The sequence below is a fragment of the Mesorhizobium sp. L103C119B0 genome (assembly GCF_000502235.1).
Taxonomy (GTDB): Bacteria; Pseudomonadota; Alphaproteobacteria; order Rhizobiales; family Rhizobiaceae; genus Mesorhizobium.
On sequence record NZ_AYXE01000006.1, the window covers coordinates 36,568 to 56,554 of the forward strand.

22 protein-coding genes are annotated in these 19,987 nt (G+C 63.6%); 8 read left to right on the forward strand and 14 right to left on the reverse strand.

What is annotated here, in order from left to right:
* From X728_RS155705 to X728_RS155695, 3 genes are all read right to left on the reverse strand, one after another.
* Positions 1-1,263, reverse strand: coding sequence for a cysteine desulfurase-like protein (locus X728_RS155705; RefSeq protein ID WP_023831288.1), 1,263 nt, complete (start codon positions 1,261-1,263; stop codon positions 1-3).
* A 51-nt stretch (positions 1,264-1,314) separates the two neighbouring features.
* Entirely contained in the window at positions 1,315-2,385 is a 1,071-nt protein-coding gene (locus X728_RS155700) for an aldo/keto reductase (RefSeq protein ID WP_023831289.1), read from the reverse strand.
* Between the two features lie 118 nt (positions 2,386-2,503).
* Complete coding sequence (locus tag X728_RS155695) at positions 2,504-3,046, reverse strand: hypothetical protein (protein WP_245266118.1); 543 nt, start codon at positions 3,044-3,046, stop codon at positions 2,504-2,506.
* A gap of 330 nt (positions 3,047-3,376) precedes the next feature.
* Between X728_RS155695 and X728_RS1000000168665 the strand changes: the two genes are divergently transcribed.
* Entirely contained in the window at positions 3,377-3,541 is a 165-nt protein-coding gene (locus X728_RS1000000168665) for a hypothetical protein (RefSeq protein ID WP_023690170.1), read from the forward strand.
* Positions 3,542-3,616: 75 nt separating this feature from the next.
* Here X728_RS1000000168665 and X728_RS155690 read toward each other — a convergent pair whose 3' ends face one another.
* Positions 3,617-4,123, reverse strand: a complete 507-nt coding sequence (locus X728_RS155690; RefSeq protein ID WP_023669071.1) for a DUF1993 family protein — start codon at positions 4,121-4,123, stop codon at positions 3,617-3,619.
* A 124-nt stretch (positions 4,124-4,247) separates the two neighbouring features.
* On the opposite strand from X728_RS155690, the gene X728_RS155685 reads away from it, so the two are divergent.
* Positions 4,248-5,306 carry a DUF1176 domain-containing protein gene (locus X728_RS155685; protein ID WP_023831291.1) on the forward strand — a complete coding sequence of 353 codons (1,059 nt, stop codon included), beginning with the start codon at positions 4,248-4,250 and terminating at the stop codon, positions 5,304-5,306.
* Between the two features lie 36 nt (positions 5,307-5,342).
* Here the strand turns inward: X728_RS155685 and X728_RS155680 are convergent, their stop codons facing one another.
* From X728_RS155680 to X728_RS155645, 8 genes are all read right to left on the reverse strand, one after another.
* The gene (locus X728_RS155680; protein WP_245266119.1) at positions 5,343-6,548 is read right to left on the reverse strand and encodes an epoxide hydrolase family protein; all 1,206 of its coding nucleotides are present in this window, start codon (positions 6,546-6,548) and stop codon (positions 5,343-5,345) included.
* Positions 6,549-6,622: 74 nt separating this feature from the next.
* Positions 6,623-7,534: a phospholipase gene (locus X728_RS155675; RefSeq protein ID WP_023831293.1), complete on the reverse strand. Its 912-nt coding sequence runs from the start codon at positions 7,532-7,534 to the stop codon at positions 6,623-6,625.
* Between the two features lie 174 nt (positions 7,535-7,708).
* Positions 7,709-9,319 (reverse strand): molybdopterin-binding/glycosyltransferase family 2 protein, encoded by a 1,611-nt coding sequence (locus tag X728_RS155670; RefSeq protein ID WP_023831294.1) that lies wholly within the window; start codon positions 9,317-9,319, stop codon positions 7,709-7,711.
* Complete coding sequence (locus X728_RS155665) at positions 9,316-10,020, reverse strand: XdhC family protein (RefSeq protein ID WP_023831295.1); 705 nt, start codon at positions 10,018-10,020, stop codon at positions 9,316-9,318. Before X728_RS155665 ends, X728_RS155670 begins: the two co-directional genes overlap by 4 nt.
* Positions 10,021-10,022: 2 nt before the next feature.
* Entirely contained in the window at positions 10,023-10,361 is a 339-nt protein-coding gene (locus X728_RS155660; protein ID WP_023669077.1) for an XdhC family protein, read from the reverse strand.
* A gap of 59 nt (positions 10,362-10,420) precedes the next feature.
* Positions 10,421-11,665: a VWA domain-containing protein gene (locus tag X728_RS155655; protein WP_023669078.1), complete on the reverse strand. Its 1,245-nt coding sequence runs from the start codon at positions 11,663-11,665 to the stop codon at positions 10,421-10,423.
* Between the two features lie 5 nt (positions 11,666-11,670).
* On the reverse strand, positions 11,671-12,600 hold the full coding sequence (locus tag X728_RS155650; RefSeq protein WP_023711480.1) for a MoxR family ATPase: 930 nt from the start codon (positions 12,598-12,600) through the stop codon (positions 11,671-11,673).
* Positions 12,597-13,124 (reverse strand): flavin reductase, encoded by a 528-nt coding sequence (locus X728_RS155645; protein ID WP_023831296.1) that lies wholly within the window; start codon positions 13,122-13,124, stop codon positions 12,597-12,599. The genes X728_RS155650 and X728_RS155645 overlap by 4 nt, the downstream gene beginning before the upstream one ends.
* Positions 13,125-13,304: 180 nt before the next feature.
* Between X728_RS155645 and X728_RS155640 the strand changes: the two genes are divergently transcribed.
* Positions 13,305-14,375, forward strand: a complete 1,071-nt coding sequence (locus X728_RS155640; protein ID WP_023831297.1) for a branched-chain amino acid ABC transporter substrate-binding protein — start codon at positions 13,305-13,307, stop codon at positions 14,373-14,375.
* Positions 14,375-15,394 carry a P1 family peptidase gene (locus tag X728_RS155635; protein ID WP_023831298.1) on the forward strand — a complete coding sequence of 340 codons (1,020 nt, stop codon included), beginning with the start codon at positions 14,375-14,377 and terminating at the stop codon, positions 15,392-15,394. The genes X728_RS155640 and X728_RS155635 overlap by 1 nt, the downstream gene beginning before the upstream one ends.
* A 7-nt stretch (positions 15,395-15,401) precedes the next feature.
* Here the strand turns inward: X728_RS155635 and X728_RS155630 are convergent, their stop codons facing one another.
* Positions 15,402-15,656, reverse strand: coding sequence for a DUF2171 domain-containing protein (locus X728_RS155630; protein WP_023669083.1), 255 nt, complete (start codon positions 15,654-15,656; stop codon positions 15,402-15,404).
* A 137-nt stretch (positions 15,657-15,793) separates the two neighbouring features.
* On the opposite strand from X728_RS155630, the gene X728_RS155625 reads away from it, so the two are divergent.
* From X728_RS155625 to X728_RS01000000166590, 4 genes are all read left to right on the forward strand, one after another.
* On the forward strand, positions 15,794-16,519 hold the full coding sequence (locus X728_RS155625) for a DUF2259 domain-containing protein (protein WP_023831299.1): 726 nt from the start codon (positions 15,794-15,796) through the stop codon (positions 16,517-16,519).
* Between the two features lie 56 nt (positions 16,520-16,575).
* The gene (locus X728_RS155620) at positions 16,576-17,040 is read left to right on the forward strand and encodes a hypothetical protein (RefSeq protein ID WP_023831300.1); all 465 of its coding nucleotides are present in this window, start codon (positions 16,576-16,578) and stop codon (positions 17,038-17,040) included.
* A gap of 59 nt (positions 17,041-17,099) precedes the next feature.
* Positions 17,100-18,401: an adenylosuccinate lyase gene (purB, locus tag X728_RS155615; protein WP_023831301.1), complete on the forward strand. Its 1,302-nt coding sequence runs from the start codon at positions 17,100-17,102 to the stop codon at positions 18,399-18,401.
* Positions 18,402-18,507: 106 nt separating this feature from the next.
* On the forward strand, positions 18,508-19,137 hold the full coding sequence (locus X728_RS01000000166590) for a metallophosphoesterase family protein (protein WP_245266134.1): 630 nt from the start codon (positions 18,508-18,510) through the stop codon (positions 19,135-19,137).
* Between the two features lie 15 nt (positions 19,138-19,152).
* On the opposite strand, the gene X728_RS155610 is transcribed toward X728_RS01000000166590, so the two are convergent.
* Positions 19,153-19,968 carry a VOC family protein gene (locus tag X728_RS155610; RefSeq protein WP_023831302.1) on the reverse strand — a complete coding sequence of 272 codons (816 nt, stop codon included), beginning with the start codon at positions 19,966-19,968 and terminating at the stop codon, positions 19,153-19,155.
* Positions 19,969-19,987 lie beyond the last annotated feature (19 nt).

Here is a 19,987-nt window from a genome sequence, read left to right on the forward strand (position 1 = left end):
CTAACGCTGCTGCCTCAGCATGGCGATCACCCGGTGCACGCTTTCCAACGTCTCGTCGATCTCTGCCGCCGTGTTGTAGTGCGCAATACCGATGCGCACGACTCCCTGCTCGGCCGGAATGCCGAGATGGTGGACGATCTCCCAGGCGTAGTTGTGACCCGACCATAGAAAAATGTTCTCGGCATTCATCTGCCGCACGACCGTCTCTGGCACGATGCCGTCGACGGTGAAGGACACGGTCGGCACGCGCTCAATGACACGCTTCGGATCGGTGATGCCGCGGATGGTCAGACCCTCGATGGCGGACAGCCCATCGATCAGCCTCAGCGCCAGCGGGTTTTCGTAGGCGATCGACACTTCGTATGCCTTTGCGATCTTTTGCCTTCGCGAACCGCCCTCGCCGGCCGCAGCGCCGAGTTCGGCGAAGTAATCGACCGCTGCGGTAAGTCCGGCCATCAGTTCGATCTGTGGCGTGCCGAGTTCGAAGCGCTCCGGCAGGCCATTGGACGAGCAACGGCATTTGTAGGGTTGCAGCGCATCGATGATGTCTCGACGTCCCCACAATATCCCCATGTGCGGGCCGAAGAACTTGTAGGCCGAACAGATCAGGAAGTCGCAGCCGAGGTCCTGCACGTCGACCAGCCCGTGCGGCGCGAACTGCACGGCATCGACATAGACGAGCGCGCCGGCCTGTTTGGCGATGGCCGTCAGCGCCTTGAGCCGGTTGATCGAGCCGGTGAGGTTCGACGCATAGTTCAGCGCAACGAGTTTTGTCCTGTCGGTAAGCAGAGCGCTGAGCGCCGCCTCCTCGACCTGCCAGCTCTCTTCGTCGAAGGGCAGGAAGCGCACGACGAGGCCAAGATCTTCGGCCAGCTGCAGCCAGGGCGAGACGTTGCCCTCATGATCCATGCGGGTGACGATGATCTCGTCGCCCGGCTTGAAGCCGCGGCCGAGCGTGCGCGACATGTGATAGGTCAGCGTCGTCATGTTGGCGCCGATGATTATTTCCTCCGCGCTCGCTGCACCCAGGAAATCGGCCATCGCCGCATGGGCGTCGTCGAACACCTTTTGCGCGGCAAGCGTGGTTTCGAAATAGCCGCCGAGATTGGCGTTGGTGGTGAGGAGGCAGCGCGCCACCGCGTCGGCAACCGCTTGCGGCACCTGCGTGCCGGCCGGATTGTCGAGATAGATGCGCCGGCGGCCCTTGTCGGTCAGGTCCAGCGCCGGAAATTTTCCCCTGACGGTCTCGATCGGAAAATCCATGGCTGTCCCTTCCCCTTGTCTTTGCTCGGCAATTCCGGCCAAATGGTCTGCTTATGGGCACGGATTGCCGACGCGCTGGTGGATCGCATCCACGACGCCCTTCTGCATCTCGTCGGTCCAGGTCACGTCGGCTGACGACAGCGCCATCTCAAGCTGGGCAATCGTCGTCGCGCCGATGATGCTGGAAGTGACGAAAGGCCGGCTGGCGACATAGGCGTTGGCAAACAGCGCCGGTTCAAGGCCGAAGGAGCGCGCCAGTTTATTGTATGCGAGCTGCGCCTCCGCCGCATTTGGCGTCTCGTAGCGCTGGCCGCGGTTGAACAGCTGCGAGCGCGAACCCTGCGGCCGTGCGCCATGGTCGTATTTGCCGGTGAGATAGCCCTGCGCCAGCGGCGAATAGGCGAGAAAGCCGACATCCTCGCGTTCGCAGGCCTCGGCGAGGTTCACCTCGAACGTGCGGTTGACCAGATTGTAGGCGTTCTGCAGCGAAACGACGCGCGGGCCGACGCCCTTGTCGGCCTCGGCGATGAAGCGCATGACGCCCCAGGAGCTTTCGTTCGACAGGCCGAGATGGCGGATCTTTCCCGCCTTCACGAGTTCCTCGAAGACGGCGAGTGTCTCGGCGATCGGCGTCTCGCCGGGCGGCGCGCCAACGGCATCGGCACGGCGCGGCACAGCACCCACGCGGGTCGGGTTGGCGCCCCAGGGGATGTCGCGCTCCGGCCAGTGGATCTGGTAGAGGTCGAGATAGTCGGTGCCGAGCTTGGCCAGCGATTTGTCGATGGCGTCAAAGATGTCGGCGCGCACCAGTTTTGACGGCCGGTCGCCACGAAACCAGCGGTTGGCGGTGCGGCCGACCACTTTCGAGGCCAGGATGACCTTGTCGCGATTGCCCTTGGCCTTCATCCAGCTGCCGATGAACTTCTCCGTCCGCCCCTGCGTCTCCTCCTTGGGCGGTATCGGGTAGAGCTCGGCCGTGTCGATGAAATTGACCCCGCGCGCAAAGGCCAGATCCATCTGCGCATGGCCATCGGCCTCGGTGTTCTGCTGGCCCCAGGTCATCGACCCCAGGCAGATCTGGGTAACAAGAAGATCGGTCCGACCGAGACGGCGTTTGTGCATGGGGTTTCTCCGGCGGGAGGTTTGCGCGGCTACGCGGGAAGGAAGCCGCATGTATAGGGAAAGCGGCGCCGCTCTCCAACCCTCAGGGAACCCGACTTTTGCGTGAACCCTGGAAAAGTCAGCGCCGGACGCCGGCCAGCGCGCGCCGCTTGGCCTCATCGATCAGCATATTGGCCACCTGCATGCGGATCATGGCGCGCTGGCGCAGATGCGGCGCGACGCGGTCGGGGTGGTTGGCGAAGGCGAAGCTGCGGCGCATGCGGCCGAGATCGGCGTTCTTGACTGGATGATCGAGGCCGAGCTCGATGGCGATCGCGTCAGGATCGATCGGCGGCAGCTTCTCCTCGGGCATTGTCTCTTCGCCGGCCAGCGCCAGCTTGGCATGATCGAGAAGGGCCGCAAATTCTACGGCGAGATCGGCTCCCGCCTCGCGATATTCGGCGGCGAACGTTTCGCCCGAGACCTTGATGCGGCCGGAATGAAGCTCGTCGGCCACCGAGAGATAGTCGAACGGGATCGATGGCCGGGCGCTCGTCTCTTCCGCCGCCTCATCCTTGTCGGAGGCAACGAACAGATCGTCGAGCAAGGAAGCGAAATCCCGCTTGGCGCCGATGTCAGCCTCCCCCTCGTTTAAGCGTGCGAACAGAGCCGGTCGCAGCATAGAACCGGCTCGTTAAAAATGAATGCCGCTGATTTTAACCAGTTTAGGCGTTTGCGAGGTTTGGGCGGGCCCGGTTGGCGATGCGCAAGACCCAACAAAAAGCCGGACTGCATCTGCATGCAGTCCGGAAATTCGCCAGGAGTGGCGAGGAAAAGCCGGCCATGTGCCAGCGTCTATGCATACGGTAGGGACGCGCCACAAGTTTCAGCGCATGGGCCAATTGTGCCGAAAAAAATTCGCCTGGCATGGCTGCCATGCAAATGCTGCACTGCACAATCTTCACAAATTTCCTATATTCGGCGCCGTGGAGGATCAACAAGGGGCCGAATCATGGGGTTCTTCACTGAAATGTTTGCCCGTCCGCGTCCGCAGGAGCATCAGCGTTATCGTTCCGCCCTGGCGCTGCTGCACTCGATGAGCAATGCCGACCGCGCCGACATCGGCGTCAAGCCGGCCGATTTCCCGCGCATCGCGCGCGAAATGTCACTGCGTTGAGTAAGCCTTGGCGCTGAACCAGCGTCATACGAGGTTTCCCGGCAGCGGCCGGGAAACCTCGCAACGCGCAATTCGTCAACGATTACCGAGATAGGCGCCCTTGGTCAGCGGCACGCCATTGTGGCGCAGGATGTCGTAGGCGGTGGTCACGTGGAAATAGAAGTTGGGCATGGCGACATGCAGCAGATACTGCATGCCGGGCATCGAAGCCTCGCGCTGGCCAAACTTCAATTCGACCACCCTTTCATCCGAACCATCGAATTCGGCGGCCGAGAATGACGCCAGCAGATCGAGCGTCTTGGTCAGGCGCGCCTGAAGCTCGGCGAAGGTCGCTTCATTGTCTTCGTATTTCGGCACCTCGCGACGGGCCAGCCGTGATGGCGCGCCCTTGGCGTGGTCGGTGGCGACCTGCACCTGCCTGACCAGCGCGTACATGTCGGGCGCCAACCTCGCGGTCAAAAACACCTGCGGGTCGATCTTGCGCTCGGTTGCATTCTGTTCGGCCGCCGACAGCACGCCGGACAGCGCCTTCAGCCTGGCCGAAAACACCGGCACCGAGGCTTCATACATCGATAGTGTCACGTTCAAATCTCCATTGCGGCTGAAGCGCCGACGGCGGGACGTAGCGCCTTCCCGGAGGATTTTTCAAGCGTCACCACGTCGCCGCAATCGATGTGATAGAATCCTGTCGTGGTGGAGATCCCCGATGAGACTTGTCTTTCTGGCAGCGACCGCTTCTTTCTCCCTTGCTGTATCCAGCCAAGCTTTGTTGGCCGATGATGACCCGGCGACCGATGACCAGGCACCTTATGTCGACGACAGGTCGGATGCCGCAGCGGTGGTCCGTTCGCTCTACAGTGCCATCAACCGGCACGAATTCGCCCGCGCCTGGGCTTACTACGGCGATACTAAGCCGGCAAAGGATTTCGACACTTTCGTCAAGGGCTATGACGGCACCGACAAGGTCGACGTGGAAACCGGCGCCATTTCCGATGAAGGTGCCGCCGGCAGCATCTATTACAGCGTCCCGGTGGCCATCCGCGCCACCGACAAGGACGGCAAGGAAGCAGTCTTCGCCGGCTGCTACACGCTGCGCCAGGTCAGCGCTCAGATCCAGGCCCCGCCGTTCCGACCGATCTTTATCGACAAGGGCGCGCTGAAGCCATCCAAGGCCGATTTCGAGGGGGCGCTGCCGCCAAGCTGTGGTGACGGGCCGCCGCCGCCGAAGAAGGACACCGCACTCGAGCAGGTGAAGAAACTGTTCGCCGCCGATTATGGCGATCAGTGTGACAAGCAATTTCTCGGCGAGGAGCCGAACATCTTTTCGATCAAATACAAGGCAAAGGACGCGGCTGCCAGCGATCCCGACAAGGAAACGCGGCTTTTCGAGTTCTACTGCCAAGCGGCAGCCTATAACGCAAGTTCGGTCTACTACATGACCGACGAAGTATCGGGCGTGCGGCAGTTGCAGTTCACCGAGCCCGAAATGGATATCCGTTACGAGAACAATGACAGCGACGGCAAACTGCTGGGCATGGATATCATTGGCTTCCGCACAACCGGCTGGGCGGCCAATTCCGAATATGACGAAGAAGCCAAGACGCTGACCACGTTCAACAAATGGCGCGGCATCGGCGACGCCTCGGACAAGGGGATATACCTGTTCCGTAACGGCGATTTCTCCCTCGTCCAATATGATGTGGACGCGTCTTACGATGGCGAGGAGAACCCGCAGACGGTGGTCGACTACAACACCGCGCCGTAGGGGTCTTAGCAGGAACCGCCGCGCTCAAGCAGTCCTTCACATTCGCCTTCTCGTTTCAGGCCGCGAACGCATCGGCCGGAAGAAGGCGCGAATGTCCTCGACCAGAAGACTCGGTTCCTCCAGCGCAGCGAAATGGCCGCCTCGCGGCATCGATGTCCATCGCTGAACGTCAAAGACCCGCGCCACCCAGGATCGAGGCGGCATCGGCAACTCGCGAGGGAAAAGCGCTACCCCAAATGGCGGCGAAACGCGTTCCAGCGTCTCGAACGCAAGAGGGAACAGTCGATTCTCCTTGTAGAGCCGCAAGGACGAGGTGAGCGCGTTGCTGAACCAATAGAGAGAAACATCCGTAAGGAGCGTGTCCATGCCGAAGGTGCGCTCCACGTCACCGTCGCAATCGCTCCAGCTACGGAACTTCTCGACCATCCAGGCTGCGAGACCGATCGGCGAGTCTGTCAGCGCATAAGCAAGCGTCTGAGGCTTCGTGCCCTGCAGATGGGCATAGGCGCCCTCCGTTGCCGTCCAGGCCGCGGCCTTGTCCAGAAAGGCCTGCTCCTCAACGGTGACTGGTGGCAGACCTGCACCCAAGGGTGGCCGATAGCTCCCGGGAATGTAATTGACGTGGACGCCAAGCACGCTTTCGGAATGGAGCCGTGCCATCCAGGCGGAAACGCCCGCGCCGATGTCGCCTCCTTGGGAAGCGAAGCGGTCGTAGCCGAGCCCGCGCATCAACTGTACCCATAACTTCGCGATGCGGCCGGAATGGAAGCCTGGTTCCGTCGGCGCCTGGGAAAAGCCGTATCCGGGCAAGGAGGGAACTACCACGTGGAAAGCGTCGGCCGGGTCACCACCATGGGCAGATGGGTCTGCCAGCAACGGAATGACGTGTTCCATTTCGATGAACGAGCCGGGCCAGCCATGCGTTATGATCAGCGGCAGCGGCGCCGGTCCGTTGCCTGGCTGGTGGACAAAGTGGACATCTAGGTTGTTCAGCCTCGTCAGATATTGCGGCAGCCGGTTCAGCCGCGCCTCTTGCACTCTCCAGTCGAAGCAGTCTCGCCAGTAATCCGCAAGGCGCTTGATGAACGGCAGCTCGGCCCCATCGCTCCAGCCCGCTTCGCTTAGCGGAATTGGCCATCTTGTTGCGCTAAGCCGGCGCTGGAGATCTTCAAGTTGTTCGTTCGGAATTTGGATCTTGAAGGGGTGGGCGTCCATCGCTGTGCTTCCGATCTGTTGGATCATATCAGCCTACACCTAAGAGGATATCGGTCGAACCATGATTGCCAAAACCAAGGGGCACCTCTGGGCGATATGCCTCAGGGCGCCTTCGACAGCATCCAGTTCAGCGTTTGGCGCCAGTCGACCATGCGGATCGGCGTGCCATGGGTGCCGGTCTCGAACCGGACGAACCGGGTCGGATAGGCTTTCGAGTTCGCAATGATGGAGCGGAAGAAGGCCTCCTGCTTCTCCACGGGAAAGACCGGGTCCTTGCTGCCCTGGCCGAAGAACACCGGCACATGGCGCCTGTAGGCCGGGCTCGACAGGAAACTGTCATCCCATAGCGAGCCGAGCAGCAGCAGCCCGTTGATGCGCCGTCCCGTATCGTTGCGGCCGGCCAGCTTCCAGCACAGCGCACCACCCATCGAGCCACAGGCGACGAAGATTTTCGCGTCCGGCGAGGCCTCGGCATAGTGGCCGATCAGCGCCGCGACCTGGGCCGCGCCCTTGTCGCCGAAATCGGTGAAATCGGGTGAGAGATAGAGGCCGCCATTGCCGGCCATCAGGTTCTTGATTCGGTTGAAGTTGCCGCCGAAGGTGAAGTCGTCGACGCCCTGCTTGCGGCTGCCGCCCTGCCCGTGCAGGTAAAGCACGATGATACCGGCGCCTTCGGTCTTGCCTACGGCGACATGCCTGACATCGCCGGCATCGGTTTTCAGCATCAAATCCCGCTGCACCTTGCGCACGCCGGTGTCGGTATACTTAGCCTGCACGCGCTTTTCCGGCACTTCGTCGCGGTCGTTGATGTCGCGCATCTCGCGATAGTCGATGACGGTGTAGGCGCCTTTGTCCGTGGACGAGAGCGTCGCCGGATAGGCGAAGAGGTCATCCTTGTAGGGTTTTAGTTCGAGGGCGTCGGCGTGAGAGGCGGAGAACAGGAAAAAGAGCGAAATCAGAAGGGCATGGAGCGCGGCTACCCCCCTCTGGCCTGCCGGCCATCTCCCCCTCAAGGGGGGAGATTGGATATCACGCCGCCTTCCGCCAATCTTCAAAGCTGCAGGATAGACGCCGCCATCGAGGCTGCTGATCTCCCCCCTTGAGGGGGAGATGGCCGGCAGGCCAGAGGGGGGTGCGGCGGTACGATTAGCCATACTGCATGGCATGCGTTTTTCGGCTTCGCTTTGTCAATCCTGCAGCACGCCGCCGGCGTCTTCGAGCGCCTCGCGGGTGTCGACGTCGACCGACGCGCCGTCGCCGATCTCGACGTCGATGACATCCAGTCCCTCGGCCTCGACCAGATGGCGGGCGCCGGTGTCGCCCTCGAGGTGAGCGATGCCTCCAAACAGCGCGCGTGGCAGCAGCACCGGATTGCCGCGGCGGCCGTCATGGGCGGCACGCACCACTGAGCGGCCGCCGTCCCTACGGAAGGCCTCGATCAACCGGTCGAGATCGGCCGATGAGATACCCGGCATGTCGCCGAGGACGATCATGGCGCCGGCCGCCTCGGCTCCAACGCGGGCAATGCCGGCTTTTAGAGACGAGGACAGGCCGTCGGCAAAATCCGGATTGTCGGCGAAGATCACGTCGAGGCCCGAGAGCGCGGCGTGCACCCGCTCGCGCTGATGGCCGGTGACGACAACGGTGGCAGAAGCCTTGGAATCGAGCGCCCGTTCAGCGGTGCGGCGCACCAGCGGCTTGCCGTCGAACAGCGCCAAAAGCTTGTTCGGCCCGCCCATGCGGCTGGAGCGACCGGCGGCCAGAAGCACGATCTCGACCTTCAGCCCGGCTCTCGCCGGCAGCGGCTCGCGCGGCTGCGGCCTGGTCGGGATTTCCATCAAGAGGCCGCCAACGCCCATGCCGGCGATGTCCTTGGCGGTGACGTCGAGACCGGCGATCAGCCTGTCGAGCACCCAATCGAAACCGTTCTCCTTGGGGCTGCGGGCGCAACCGGGCGCGCCGATGACGCGCTTGCCGTCCAGCGTGCCCAGCACCAGCAGATTGCCGGGATCGACCGGCATGCCCGCGCGGATCACCGTGCCGCCCGCGCGTTCAATCGCCGCCGGAACGACATCGTTGAAATCGCTCATCGCCGAGGCGCCGAAGATCACCACCATGTCGTTGTCGCGCGCCAGCGCGGCCGCTGCCTCGGCGAGGGGCGCAATTTCATGCGGCGTGCGGCGCTCTGTGGTCAGCCGGCCGCCGGAGCGTGCCAGCCGCGCCTCGGTGACGCGCAGCGTCTTGTCGAGCACGCTGGCCTTGATGCCGGGCAGCACCGTCTGGATGACGCCGATGCGCACCGGCCGATAAGCGTTGACGGCGAAGATCTCGCCACCGGTACAGATTTTCACCACCTTGTCGACCAAAGCCGAGGCGACGGCGAACGGGATGATCTTGACCGTCGCCACCATCTGGCCTTGCTCGACCGGCGCGTGCTGCGCCAGCGTGGCAATGGTGATGGTCGGGTCGACCGTGTTGATAGCGTCGATCATGGCGGCATCGACGGTGAAGACACCGGCTGCCTTGGCATGGAGATTGACCCGGCCGGTCGCGGCGGGTTTTGCCTCGATGTTGCGATGGATCATGCTAGCGGCGATCTTTTCAGCCGCCGCATCTTCGCTCAGATCATCAGCGGTAAGCACCGCCGCGACAATTTCGGTAATGCCGGCTGCTTTCAGCGCCGCCACGTCCTGTGCGCTCAGCGTGTGCGCCTTGCGGAAACGTCGCTCACCCGCCGTGGTGGCATGCGCGAGCACCGCGCCTTCGGCCTGGTCGATTGGAACCGGACCGAATCTCACGCCGCAGCGCCTTTCGATTCCAGCCCGCGCGAGCGAAAGGCGTGGATCGTCTGCGCCAGGATGGCGACGGCGATCTCGGCCGGGCTCGCCGCGCCAATGTCGATACCGATCGGTGCGTGGATGCGGGCGATCTGGTCGGCGCTGGCGCCGAGCGCCAGCAGGCGCTCGACGCGCCTGGCGTGTGTTTTGCGGCTGCCGAGTGCGCCGACATAGAAACAGTTGGCGTCGAGCGCGGCCTTCAGTGCGAAATCGTCGATCTTCGGATCATGGGTGACGGCGGCGAGCGCCGTATAGCTGTCGAGCGGCTGGCGTTTCAGCACATCCTCCGGCCATTCGGCATCCAGGGCTATATCGGGAAAACGGTCCGGGGTGGCGAAGGCGGTGCGCGGATCGACGATCTCCAGGGGATAGCCGGCGATCCTGGCCATCGGCGCCAGCGCCTGACTGATATGGACGGCGCCGACTACCACCAGGCGCGGCTGCGGCAAATGCGCGTTGAGGAAGAAGGTGCGCCCTTCAGCCTCGACCGAACCCGAATTGCCGGTGCGGAAAGCCTTGGCGATCGCTTGCCCGAGATCGCCGGCAACCTGGTCGCCTTCTCGCACGATGCGGTCGCGGCCGTCGCCGAGATCGGTCACCAGGATCGCCGCACGGCGGGCACGGCGTTCGGCATTGAGGGCTTTGAGAGCGTAGGGATCCATGCCTAACCGAGCCGCTCCACATAGACCTTGATGCGGCCGCCGCAGGACAGGCCGACCTGCCAGGCGGTTTCGTCGGCAACGCCGAACTCCAGCATCTTCGCTTTCCCCGAGTCGATGACGTCCATCGCCTCGCTCACCACGGTACCCTCAACGCAGCCGCCCGAGACCGAGCCGTGAAAATTGCCTTCGGCGTCGATGACCAGATGACTGCCGGCCGGCCTCGGCGCCGAACCCCAGGTCTCGACCACAGTGGCGATGGCGACATCCTTGCCGTCCTTCATCCAGCCTTCCGCGATGATCAAGGGGTCGCGGGCCTCATCGAGATAGATGCTGTTGTCCATGATCGCTTGCCTCAAAGTCTGTTTTTCTCTGGGAGCCTGTTTTTCGGAATCCAATATGGCTATGCGGCGCGCCTGACACCAGCGTCCAGCCAGCGACGCGGATCGACCGAAGCGGCCGATTTCTTGTCCAGCGAGGCGCAGAGGTCGGCCAGCGCATCGAGATTGTGCACCGAGCGGAACTCGTCGACATGAGGCAGCATCGCTCTGACGCCGCGGGCCCGCGCCTCGAAGCCGCCAAAGCGCAGAAGCGGGTTGAGCCAGATCAGCCGCCGGCAGGATTTGTGCAGGCGATCCATTTCTTGCGACAGGCCGGAAACATCGTCGCGCTCCAAACCGTCGGTGATTAAAAGCACCACCGCGCCCTGCCCGAGCACGCGGCGTGACCAGTGCTTGTTGAACTCCGCCAGCGTATCGCCGATGCGGGTGCCGCCCGACCAGTCCTTGACCGCCGCCGAGCAGTCGGCAAGGGCGGCATCGGGGTCGCGATGGCGCATCTGCCGCGTGAGATTGGTCAGCCGCGTGCCGAAGACGAAGGTGTGCACGCGCCGCCGTTTTTCGGTCAGCGCATGCAGAAAGTGCAGGAAGATGCGCGTGTACTGGCTCATCGAACCGGAGATATCGGCGAGAACCACCAGCGGCGGATGCACTTCGCGGGCTGAGCGGAATTTCGGCAGGATCAGTTCGCCGCCGGTGCGCGCGGCCGAGCGCATCATGGCGCGTGGATCGATACGGCGGCCATGCAGGTCTGCCTTGAAGCGTCGGGTACGGACCATGTCGAACGGCAGCCGCAGCCGGGCAATCGCCTTCTTGGCGTCTGCCATCTCGTCGGCATTCATCTGGGCAAAGTCCTTGCCGCGCAGCACTTCATTCCCGGAGAAGGTTAGCCGGGCGTCGACTTCGATCTCCGGGATTTCCCTGACCGGCCGATTCTTCTCGTGGCCTTCGAACATGGCCTGGCTGACACGGTTTTCTGCCGCGCGCGGCTTTTGCTTCTCCCTGGTGTCAGGAGCCACCGGCGAGAACATCGCCAGAAGTTTCTCGATCAGCTCGCGCGATTTCCAGAACAGCCGGAAGGCTTCGTCGAAAACAGGGTGATCTTCGTGCCGCGACACAAGCACGGCATGCAGCGTCCAGTAGAAATCGTCGCGCGAACCGATGCCGGCGGCCAGCACCGCCTCGATCGCATCCTTGACCGAAGCCGGCCCGACGCGCATGCCCGCTTTGCGCAAGGTACGGGCGAAATAGACGATGTTGTCGGCGATGCGCCCGTCTTCCGTCGCCTCTCTGGGTTCGGGCGCCTTCACTTGCCCTACTCCGCCGCCGCCAGCTCGGCCTTGACCTCGTCGAGGATACGCCGGCCCTCGCCCGCGCCGATGCGGGCAATGTCGTCCTGGTATTTCAGCAAAACGCCGATCGTGTCGGAGACGGTTTCGGGATCGAGCGCCACCTTGTCGAGTTCGGTCAGCGCGCCGGCCCAGTCGATGGTCTCGGCAACGCCCGGCGCCTTGAATAGTTCGACTTGGCGCAGCTTCTGGATGAACGACACCACTTCGGCCGAAAGCCGGCTGTTGGCCTGCGGCACCTTGCGCCGCACGATCTCCAGCTCGCGCTCGGCATTGGGATAGTCGACCCAGTGATAGAGGCAGCGCCGCTTCAGCGCGTCGTGGATTTCGCGCGTGCGGTTGGTGGTGATGATGACGATCGGCGGTTCCTCCGCCTTGATCGTGCCGAGCTCGGGCACCGTCACCTGGAAATCGGACAGGATTTCGAGCAGGAATGCTTCGAAAGCCTCGTCGGTGCGGTCGAGCTCATCGATCAGGAACACCGGGGCCGCACCCGCCTTGCCGGTCAGCGCATCGAGCACCGGCCGGCGGATCAGGTATTTTTCGGAAAAGACATTGCGCTCCATGTCGGAGCGGTCGACCGAGCCTGCCGCCTCCTCCATGCGGATCTCTATCATCTGCGCGGCGTAATTCCACTCATAGACAGCGGACGAGACGTCGAGCCCTTCATAGCATTGCAGGCGGATCAGCCGGCGGCCGAGTGCCTGCGCCAGCACCTTGGCGATCTCGGTCTTGCCGACGCCGGCCTCGCCCTCGAGGAAGAGCGGCCGCTGCATGCGCAGCGACAGGAACAGCACGGTGGCCAGCGAGCGGTCCGCGACATAGTCCGCGCCGGTCAGGAGATCGAGCGTTTCGTCGATCGTCCGCGGCGCGGGGCGCGGTTTCAGCTCGGTCATTCTTTCTCCGTTGCCGCCTCTGCCCCGCTTTGCAGCACGTGGTAGTCGCGGGCGTGGTAGATCAGCGGCCGCAAATTATCGCCCATGCGCAGGCCTGTCACCTTGCCAAAAAGCACACGATGGGTGGCCAGATCCTTGGTGTCGATCAATTCGCAGTCGAACACGGCGAGAGCGCCCTTCAGGGTAGGCGCGCCCGTCGATATGACGTCCCACTCGCCGAGCCCGAAACGCTCATCGGCCGACAGGCCGGTCAGGCCTGAAAACGCCACCGATAGCGGCTGCTGGTGCGAAGCCAGGGTGTTCAGCGCAAACCGGCCGTTTTGCACGAACAGCTCGTTCTTGGCATTCTCGCGGTTGAGACAGACGAGAACCGTCGGCGGCGTGTCCGACACCGAACAGGCCGCAATCACCGTCGTGCCGCGTTTGCCGGCGGGCCCGTCGGTGGCCACCACATGGACGTGGCCGGCAAAATGCGCCATCGCGTCGCGATAGGCCTGAGGCCCTATGTCGTTCAACTTCAACACCGATGATTTTCCATAAGCGGGAATCCAAGCGTTATATATGGCGGCACACAATAGGCCACAAGCGAAGTGGTTGACGCCAATCCGCAAATTCCCGTGTTGCGCCTGGGGCGGGCAGCCTTTAGGTCTTGGCGGAAGAGACGCTGGAAGCATGCGACCGGCACGGAGGAATTCGTCGTCAGAATGCAACCCCCAACAGCTGTAATAGCGGCACTGCTCTGGCTGCTGCCGGCAAGCGCCGGCGCGCAGACTTTGCTTGTCGGCGTCGCCGCACCCCTGTCCGGTCCGTCGGCGATACTTGGCAAGCAGATCGAGGCGGGTGCTGCCCTGGCAGCAGAAGCCAACGGCGCCGAGATCAGGACGGTCGACGATGCCTGCACCGCCGATGGCGGGGCTGCCGCCGCCAGGGAATTCGCCGCTGCGAAGGCCGATATCGTCGTCGGCTTCCTCTGCACCGAGGCGATCCAGGCGGCGCTGCCGATCCTGAAGGACGCCAACATACCGGTCATCACCGTTGGCGTGCGCACCGAAAGCCTGACCGACCGCCGCGCCAAAACCGGCTGGCCGGTCTACCGGCTGGGCCCGCGCGGCGATGACGAGCGCAATGCGGTGGCCGCCATCCTGACCCGGCTGTGGCAGAGCGAATTGTTCGCCATCGTCGATGACGGCACCATCTATGGCCGCGAAATCGCCGAGACGCTGCGCGCAGCGGCCGAACAGGCGGCGCTGAAGCCGGTCTTCACAGACACCTTCCGGCCCCAGCTCGACAACCAGATCGGGCTGATCGGCCGGCTGAAGAAGGCGGGCGCTACGCATGTCTTTGCCGGTGGCGACGGCGACGACATCGCCATTATGGGCCGCGACGCCGGCCAGCTCGAGGCCGGCATCGTCTTTGCCGGCGGCGAGAATTTGCGCACGCCACCCGGCGATGTGCCTTACGCCGTCGGCACGCTGATGATCGCGCCGCCGGAATGGGCCGATGTCGCCGATCCCAAGGTGCTGGCGGCGTTTACGGCCAAAAACATCGCGCCGGATGGCTATGCCCTGCCGGCCTATGCGGCGGTGGAGATTGCCAAGGCGGCCTCCGCCGCGCCCGAGACCTCGGGCAAGGGGCTGGCCGACGCGCTAACGGGGCATGATTTCACCACCGCGATCGGTCCGCTGCGTTTCGACGACAAAGGCGATCTGAGCCAAAACCTCTATCGCGCCTTCCGCTTCGACGGGACGCGTTTCGTGCCGGCGGAGACGAATTGATGTTTCGCACCGGGCCGCGCAATCTGATCACCGATGTCGCCGGCTTGCGCGTCGGCAACGCGTCGGATGCCAGGCTGAAATCGGGCGTCACCACCGTATTGTGCGACGAACCGGCGGTCGGTGGCGTGCAGATCCTCGGCGGCGCGCCGGGCACGCGCGAGACCGATTTGCTCGAACCGCACAATTCCATCGAGGCGGTTCATGCCGTCGTGCTTTCGGGCGGTTCGGCCTTCGGCCTCGACGCCGCGTCGGGCGTGCAGGCGGCGTTGCGTGAAAAAGGCATTGGCGTCGATGTCGGCGGCTTTCGGGTGCCGATCGTGCCGGCGGCGATCCTGTTCGACCTGCGCAATGGCGGCGACAAGGGTTGGGGCCGTTATCCTCCCTACCGCGACCTCGGCTACGAAGCCGCCCAGGCGGCAACAGTCGACTTTGCGCTCGGCACAATCGGCGCCGGCACCGGGGCGCTGAGTTCCGGGCTGAAGGGCGGCCTTGGCTCTGCCTCGACTGTGCTCGACAGCGGCGTCACCATCGGCGCACTGGCCGCCGCCAACCCGACCGGCTCGGTAACGATCGCGCGGACCCGCTATTTCTGGGCAGCACCCTTCGAGATCGGCGATGAATTCGGAGGCCTCGGCTATCCCTCGCCGATGCCGGACGACGCCAGGCGGATCCTATTGAAATACCGCGACAAGCGTGTCGGTGGACAAGCCGAGGCCGGTGGCAACACCACCATCGCCGTCATCGCCACCGATGCCGTGCTGACCAAGGCGGCAGCCAAGCGGCTGGCCATTTCAGCGCATGACGGCTTCGTGCGCGCCATCTGGCCGGTGCACACGCCGGCCGACGGCGATCTGGTGTTCGCGCTGGCGACGGGCAAGAGCGGCATAGAACTCAGCGCCGACGATGCCGTCGATTTCTTTGCCGCCGCCGGCGCCACCATGGCGCGCGCCATCAGCCGCGGCATCCATGCCGCGACGCCGGCCGATGGCGATCTGTTTCCGGTGTGGTCGTCGCGCTGACTTTCAGTCAGGTCGGGTCGGACTCCTCTTCCTCGAAGCTGACCGCGACATCCGAATTCGCCGACAGCCAGACTTTCTGGCCCTCGACCTCGGCAAGCAGGCTCAAGGGAATGTAGTGGTGATGCCCCTGATGGGCGCCCTCGCCGCTGTCGGCCTTGGTCAACTTGATCCGCTCGCCATCGACCCTGTCGACGGTGCCGATGTGAACGCCGTCGGCGCCGACCACTTCCATATGCTCGCGAATCTTGCTGGCCTCAGTCATGGGGTGTTCTCCTTTTGAAAACGATCGACGATAACAAACAGAGGCGAAATTGGATGCATCGCCTTTTGAATAGCACGATGTTTTGACTGTCTCGTGATAGGGAACGATCGAACCAAGGCAGGCGGAGCGGAACCCCGATGCGAAATCTCGTCCTGATTGGCGTTTGCCTGCTGGTCCATCTGGCATCCGCCATGGCCGCCCGAGCGGGCGATGTCGCCGAGCTTGAAATCCTCGGCTTCAGCAAGGATGGCAGCGTCTTCGCCTTCGAGGAATATGGTGTGGCAGACGGTTCGGGCTTTCCCTATGCCAATCGCTACTACATCAACACCGCCGACGACACGTTCCTGAAGGGCACGCCAATCCGGGTCCGGCTAGAGGATGAGACCGCCTCGCTCGAGACGGCCCGTCAGCAAGCCAGGCAAAAAAGCGAAGCAATCATTGCCCAGGCCGAGCTTACCGCCAACCGCGGCATCACCGCCGGCTTCAACCCGGTGACCGAATTGTCGGCCGACCCGTTCCGCATGGTGGTCAACCCACGGCCGATCTTTTCGCCGGTCGACCCGCCGCTGGAATTCCGGCTGGACGAGATCGGCATGAATGACACCGAAAGCTGCCAGAGCCAGGGCGAGGTCAACGGTTTTCGCCTGCTGCGGATCGAGGCCAGTGATGGCGGCCGGACCCATCTGCTGCATGAGGATAAATCGATCCCGAAAAGCCGTGGCTGCCCGAACGGCTACAGGATCGGCGCGGTGCAGACGTTCTCGATGGACAGCATCAGCGCCTATGCGGTGCTGATCGCGGTGCGCCAATACGGCTTCGAAGGACCGGATTTTCGCTGGATCGCCGTGACCGGACGCCTGTGACATCGCTCGATCAATCCAGTTGGCGCAAGCGCGCCGGAAATCGCGTCAGCCGCGCCATACCATCGACGGGCGCGGCGCTTGTCGGCGCCTTGCTGTGGGCGATGGCCATGGGCGCCAGCGCGCTGACCGGCCTTTGGCTCGACAATTGGGAGACCCCGGAAAAGATCCGCTTCGTCGCCCTGCTGTTTGCGACCGGCGCGGCATTGGCCTTTCCCGTCGGGTTGTTCGCGGCGCGGCTGGTCTCGCTCGACCGGCACTGGGAGGTGGCTTTCGCCGCCGCCTTCGTCTGCCTGCTTGCCACGACGCTCGCCTTCACCGGCGGGTTGTTTGCGCTGCAATACCGCTCCTATTATGCCGAATGGCACGCGGAGGCCTTCACCGCCCGGTGGGCGTTCGAACTGGTCTTCACCTCGCTGACGGCGCTCTACCAGTTCGTGGTGCTGGGTATCAGGCTCTATTTTCCGCTCGGATTCATCGCGCTTGCCGCCGCCAGCGCGTGGTTTGCACGCCAGCAGCGTTGAGCATTCGGTCCGCCTCTGATAGGAGGCGCACTTAACCACCGACACATCAGGACTGACGGATGATCCCTCGCTATTCCCGGCCGGAAATGGTCGCCATCTGGTCGCCGGAAACCCGCTTCCGCATCTGGTTCGAAATCGAGGCCCATGCCTGCGATGCGCTGGCTGAGCTCGGCGTCATCCCCAAGGAAGCCGCCAAGACCATCTGGGAAAAAGGCGGCGCCGCCCAATTCGACGTCGGCAAGATCGACGAGATCGAGGCCGTCACCAAGCACGACGTCATCGCATTTCTGACCCATCTCGCTGAATTCGTCGGACCGGATGCGCGTTTCATCCACCAGGGTATGACCTCGTCGGATGTTCTCGACACCTGCCTTGCGGTGCAGCTCAGCCGCGCCAGCGATATCCTGCTGGCCGACCTCGACGGCCTGCTCGCCGCGCTGAAGCGCCGTGCCTTCGAGCACAAGGACACCGTCACCATCGGCCGCAGCCACGGCATCCATGCCGAGCCGACCACGTTCGGCGTCAAGCTGGCGCAGGCCTATGCCGAGTTCTCACGCTGCCGCGAGCGGCTGGTGCACGCACGGGAGGATATTGCCACCTGCGCTATCTCCGGCGCGATCGGCACCTTCGCCAACATCGATCCCTATGTCGAAGAACATGTGGCGAAAAAGCTTGGGCTGAAGCCGGAGCCGGTGTCGACGCAGGTCATCCCTCGCGACCGCCATGCCATGTTCTTTGCCACGCTCGGCGTCATCGCCTCGTCGGTCGAGCGGCTGGCGACCGAGATCCGCCATCTGCAGCGCACCGAGGTGCTGGAAGCGGAAGAGTATTTTTCGCCGGGCCAGAAGGGCTCGTCGGCAATGCCGCACAAGCGCAACCCGGTGCTGACCGAAAACCTCACCGGCCTTGCGCGCATGGTGCGCTCCATGGCCTTGCCGGCGATGGAGAATGTCGCGCTCTGGCACGAGCGCGACATTTCGCATTCCTCGGTCGAGCGCATGATCGGCCCGGACGCCACGATAACACTCGATTTCGCGCTGTCGCGGTTGACCGGCGTCATCGACAAATTGCTGGTCTATCCCGACAACATGCTGAAGAACATGAACAAGTTCCGTGGCCTTGTGCATTCGCAGCGCGTGCTTTTGGCGCTGACGCAAGCCGGCGTCAGCCGCGAGGACGCCTACCGCCTGGTGCAGCGCAACGCCATGAAGGTATGGGAACATGGCGCTGATTTCCTTGAGGAATTGTTGGCCGACAAGGAAGTCATCGCAGCGCTGCCCGAAGCCGAGATCCGCGAGAAATTCGACCTGGGCTATCACACCAAGCATGTCGACACGATCTTCAAGCGGGTTTTCGGATAGGATCTTCCATGCGGCTGGCTGTCCTTTCCGACATCCATGGGAACCTGCGCGCGCTTGAGGCGGTTCATGCGCAGATCAAAGACGCTTCTCCCGACTAATCGTCAATCTGGGCGATTGTCTTTCCGGGCCGCTATGGCCGGAAGAAACCGCGCAATATCTGATGGCGCAGAATTGGCCGACCGTGCGCGGCAATCACGACCGTGTGCTGGTCGAGCCGCCTGCTTCCGGGTTGGAAGACGTCGATGCTTTCACTCACCAACGCCTGTCCCAGGCGTCATTGACCTGGCTCTCGGCATTGCCGGTCGCCCTGTCGCCTGCCCAGGACATCCTGCTTTGCCATGGCAGCCCCAGTGACGACGACGTGTTCCTGCTCGAGGAAGACGGAGGCAGCCACTTCCACCCGTCCAATGAAAAGCAGATCAGGCACAAGCTGGGCAGCGCCGGCGCCGGGCTGACCTTGTGCGGCCATACACATACGCCGCGCGTTGTGCGCTTGTCGGACAACCGGACAATCCTCAATCCCGGCAGCGTCGGCGTCCAGGCATTCCCCGGCCTGACCGTGACCGGCAGTCCGCATGCCCGCTACGCCCTCGCTACGCGCAAGGACGGACAATGGTCGTTCAGCCATCACGTGGTCAATTATGACTGGACCGAAGCATCCGGCCGCGCCACGGCGACCGGATTCGACAACTGGGCGCACGGGCTGCTGACGGGCTACGCCGCCGGCTCGGTGTAGGACCCGAACCGCCGCTCAGCCTGCGGTGCCCGGCACGGTGCGGATAACCGTGCCCCACGGATCTTCACGGCTCGTTTCCTCGGTTGTCTTGTCCGAGCGCATCTCGACCCAGGCCAGCCCTGAGCGGGACGGATCGCGGCGCCCGGCGCCGGCGCTGTGCCACGAATTGCCACCGATATGATGGTGGTAGCCTCCCGACGACAGGAACACCGCCTGCCCTCCATACTTAGCGACCGTGTCGAAGCCAAATTCGTCGTGCCACCAGGCCTCGGCATCTTCCGGCCGGCCGACGCGCAGATGTACATGGCCGATAATGCTGTTTTGCGGCGCGCCCTGCCAGCCGGCGTCACCGGCCGGCACGCTGCCAACCACGGCGGCCAGATTCAGCCGCTCGGTCGCCATGGCGATCTTGTCGCCGTTCCACTTCCACTCCTGCGGCAGACGGTCCCTATAGATTTCAATGCCGTTGCCTTCGGGGTCGGTCAGATAGAGAGCCTCGCTGACCAGATGGTCGGAGGCGCCCTCGATGCGGATCTTGTTGGCGGCGGCATGGTTTATCCAACGGCCGAGATCGGCGCGGCTGGGCAGAAGGAAAGCGGTGTGGAAAAGGCCGGCGCTGCGCGGATCGTCGGGCTTGGCCGCTGCGTCAGGCTCGATGACCAGCAGCGGGCGCTCGGCAGCGCCCAGCGTGATGGCGCCATCGGCGCGGCTCAATTCCTGCAGGCCGACAACAGCCCGGTAGTAATCGGCAAGTCCTTCGGCGTCGCGCGCCTTCAGGCCCACGCGTGACACGCTGACGGGGGTCGTCGCGGCAAAAGGCAGTTCGCTCATAAGACTCTCCGTTCAGCGC